This is a genomic window from Euzebyales bacterium (assembly GCA_035461305.1).
Taxonomy (GTDB): domain Bacteria; phylum Actinomycetota; class Nitriliruptoria; order Euzebyales; family JAHELV01; genus JAHELV01.
The window spans coordinates 1-3,412 of record DATHVN010000046.1 but is presented as its reverse complement, the minus strand read 5'-3'; the positions used below and the strand labels follow the sequence as shown (position 1 = coordinate 3,412).

Annotated in this window: 5 protein-coding genes; 2 read left to right on the top strand and 3 right to left on the bottom strand. The window is 70.3% G+C overall.

Annotated elements, in window-relative coordinates; translation table 11 throughout:
- On the top strand, window positions 1-317 hold a 317-nt coding region (locus VK923_04225), incomplete at its 5' end, for a type II toxin-antitoxin system death-on-curing family toxin (GenBank protein HSJ43873.1).
- Between the two features lie 87 nt (window positions 318-404).
- Window positions 405-1,280, top strand: coding sequence for a tyrosine-type recombinase/integrase (locus tag VK923_04220; GenBank protein HSJ43872.1), 876 nt, complete (start codon window positions 405-407; stop codon window positions 1,278-1,280).
- On the opposite strand, the gene VK923_04215 is transcribed toward VK923_04220, so the two are convergent.
- The 3 genes from VK923_04215 to VK923_04205 form a co-directional block, all read right to left on the bottom strand.
- A complete protein-coding gene (locus VK923_04215) occupies window positions 1,250-2,509 on the bottom strand; it encodes an RNA polymerase sigma factor (GenBank protein HSJ43871.1) in 1,260 nt (419 codons plus the stop codon). The genes VK923_04220 and VK923_04215 overlap by 31 nt on opposite strands.
- A complete protein-coding gene (locus VK923_04210; GenBank protein HSJ43870.1) occupies window positions 2,502-2,855 on the bottom strand; it encodes a YciI family protein in 354 nt (117 codons plus the stop codon). The genes VK923_04215 and VK923_04210 overlap by 8 nt, the downstream gene beginning before the upstream one ends.
- A gap of 96 nt (window positions 2,856-2,951) precedes the next feature.
- On the bottom strand, window positions 2,952-3,412 hold a 461-nt coding region (locus tag VK923_04205), incomplete at its 5' end, for a dihydrofolate reductase family protein (protein HSJ43869.1).

The window sequence follows — 3,412 nt, the reverse complement described above, 5'->3', positions numbered from 1 at the left end:
ACGAGTTCGGAGGTTCGGCTGGCATCCGGGATCCCGGCGCGTTGGAGGCCGCCCTGTTCCGACCGCAGACCGGCTACTACCGCGACGTGGTACACGAGGCTGCCGCACTGTTCGAGAGCCTGATCCTCAACCACCCATTCGATGACGGAAACAAGCGGGTCGCGTTTGCGGCTGCGGACGTCTTCCTCCGATTGAACGGTCATGTCCTGATGCTCCCCGACGCTGACGCGTACGCGTTCATCACCGACTGGCTGGCGTCGAAGACACGTACGCTTGACGGCATCGACGAGTGGTTCCGAGCAGCGGGGACGAGCTGACAGGTCTGGGCAGGCCTCCCGCGCTGTCCACAGGATCAGGTCGTGTGGAAATGCGACGCGCGGCGTCGTCAGCGATGGTGCCAGGCGATGGACGTCGGCGAATATCTCGACCAGTGGATAGCGCGGCAGCGACTAAGGCTGCAACCGCGCACGTGGGACGCGTACCGGCAGACGATCGACGCGTACCTGGCGCCGGCGCTTGCGGACGTGGCTCTGGCCGACCTCAAGCCCACACGTCTCGATGAGCTGTACGGCGAGCTTATCGACCACGGAGGCCGCAGGGGACGGCCGCTGTCACTCGCCACAATCCGCTACATCCACGGGGTGCTGCACAAGGCGCTCGCCGACGCGGTACGACTGGACCTCCTCCCGGCCAACGCCGCCGACCGCGTCGCACTCCCCCGCCACGACCTCCGCGACGACGCGCCGGCGACCGTCCAGGCTTGGAACGACGAGGAGGCGCGCCGCTTCCTCCAGGGCACCCGTGACGACGTCCACGCCAGCCTCTGGGCGGTCGCGCTGGGCACCGGCATGCGGCGCGGCGAGCTGCTCGGGCTGCGATGGCGCGATGTCTCGCTCGACGACCGCCTGGTCACGGTCACCGGTGCGCTGACCGAGCACCGCGGCCGCCCGCGACGCAAGACCACCAAGACCAACCGTATCCGGCGGTTGTTCATCGACGGCCACACCGCCGCCGCGCTCGAGCCGGAGCGGCAGGCACGACGACCACCAACGACGATCAAACCACTCGACCTCGCCGACCTCGTCTTCACCGAGGGCGGCGCTCCACTCAGCCCACAGCGGACGACGCACCGGTTCCGGCGGCTGGTCCGCCGCCTCGACGACGTGCCCACGATCCGACTGCATGACGTTCGCCATACCCACGCGACGTTGCTGTTGCAGGCCGGCGTGCCGATCAAGGTCGATGCCCGTCAGCGGCGTGAGTCGAGTCTGTGCAGCTGACGGGTCAGGAAGCCGCGCTCTGCCGGGTTGGTGGTGCGCGCGATGGCCCCCTCGTAGGCCTCGATCGACTCGGCGGTGCGACCGACGCGGGCGAGCAGGTCAGCTCGGGCCGCGTGGTAGGGCTGGTAGTCGGCGAGCCGCTCCGCGTCGAGCGCATCCAGCGCGGCGAGGCCCTCGGCCGCGCCGCGCAGCTCGCCGACCGCGATCGCCCGGTTGAGCGCGACCACCGGGTTCGGTCGGAACGCGTACAGCTGGTCGTACAGCGCGACGATCTGGCTCCAGTCGGTCGCGTCGCTGGTTGGGGCGTCAGCGTGCACCGCGGCGATGGCGGCCTGGATCTGGTACGGCCCGGGCTGGTTGCGTCGCAGGCAGGCCCGCACCAGGGCGTGGCCCTCGCGGATGCGCGCCTGGTCCCAGAGGCTGCGGTCCTGGTCCGCGAGGCGGACCATGCTGCCATCCGTCGTGGTCCTCGCCGGCCGGCGCGCATCGGTGAGCAGCATCAGCGCCAGCAGTCCGACCGCTTCGGGCTCGTCGGGCATCAGTTCGACCAGCACGCGGCCGAGCCGGAGCGCCTCGGTGGACAGGTCGACGCGGACCAGCCCGTCACCGGAGGTGGCGGTGTGGCCTTCGGTGAAGATCAGCGCGATGGCGGCCAGCACCGGGCCGAGCCGATCAGGAAGCTCCGCAGCCTCCGGGATGCGGTACGAGGCGTTGTTGTCGCGCAGCTTGCGCTTGGCGCGGACGATGCGCTGGGCCATCGTCGCCTCCGGCACGACGAACGCGCGGGCGATCTCGCCGGTGTCGAGCCCGCCGAGCAGCCGGAGGGTGAGCGCGACCTGCGCGTCGGGCGACAGCGCCGGGTGGCAGCACAGGAACATCAGCCGCAACTGGTCGTCGGCGACGACGTCGACCAACCCGTCGAGGTCGTCGAGCTCGGGGTCAGGGTCGGGTTCCATGGCGAGCGCCTGGAGTCGGTGCGCCGCGCGGTGCCGGTCGGCGCGGGACGACTCGCGACGCAGCCGGTCGATCGCGCGGTTGCGGGCGGTGGTGGTGATCCACCCGCCCGGGTTGGGCGGCATCCCATGGACCGGCCAGCGTTCGGCGGCGATCGCGAACGCCTCGGCGACCGCGTCCTCGGCGAGATCGACCTCACCGAGGACGCGGATCAGCGTGGCGGTGCACCGGCCGGCCTCACGCCGGAACACCGAGGTGAGGTCGTCGTCACTCATCCTGGAACGGGCGCAGCTCGACGGGCCCCTCGCAGGCGACGGCGGCTTTGCGTGCCCACTCCAGCGCCGCGTCGAAGTCGGCCGCTTCGATCACCCAGAAGCCGCCCATCTGCTCCTTCGACTCCGCGTAGGGCCCGTCGGTCATCGAGACGTCGCCGTCGGTCTTCGCGCGCAGCACGGTGGCCGACGACGGGGGGTGGAGACCACCACCGAACACCCACGCGCCGGCGGCCTGCAGTTCGTTGTTGAACGCGTCGACCTGGGCCACCTGGCGCTGGGCGTCAGGGGTCGAGAAGTCGACCTCGTACTCTTCGTCGTGCCACACGGACATCAGGTACTGCGTCATGGTGCTCGCCTCCTCGGCGGTGATCGAAGTGCTCGGATCGTCGGTCAGGTGCGGTGCTGGTGCAGCGGATGTGCGGTTGGTTCAGCGGGTGGTCTGTCAGTCGGCGCCCTCGGCGACCCGCTCGCGCCGGGCCACCTCGTCCTCGGTGGGCTCCTCGAACGCGAACGACCCGATCGGGATGGCACCGGCACGCTCGTAGGTGGCGATGATGACGCCCGACGGTGTGATCTTCGAATCGGTCAGCTGCAGTGCGCCGCCGACGGTGCCGTCCCCGAACAGGCGCTTGCCCGATCCGACGACGACCGGGTAGATGATCAGCCCGAACTCGTCGACGAGGTCGTGGGCCAGCAGCGTCTGGATCAGGCCGGGGCTGCCGAGGACCTCGAGCTGCGGCCCGTCGCTGGCCTTCAGCGCACGGATCGCGGCTGGGACGTCCCCACTGATGACCTCGGTGTGCTGCCACGTCGGATCGGTGAGTGTCGTGGAGACCACGTACTTGCGAGCCTGGTTGATCATCGCCGCGAAGGGGTCGTCGTCGCCGGCGAACGGCCAGTGGG

Coding starts and splice junctions, on each gene's coding strand:
- VK923_04220 (HSJ43872.1), top strand. CDS start 405: ATGGACGTCGGCGAATATCTCGACCAGTGGATAGCGCGGCAGCGACTA.
- VK923_04215 (HSJ43871.1), bottom strand. CDS start 2,509: ATGAGTGACGACGACCTCACCTCGGTGTTCCGGCGTGAGGCCGGCCGG.
- VK923_04210 (HSJ43870.1), bottom strand. CDS start 2,855: ATGACGCAGTACCTGATGTCCGTGTGGCACGACGAAGAGTACGAGGTC.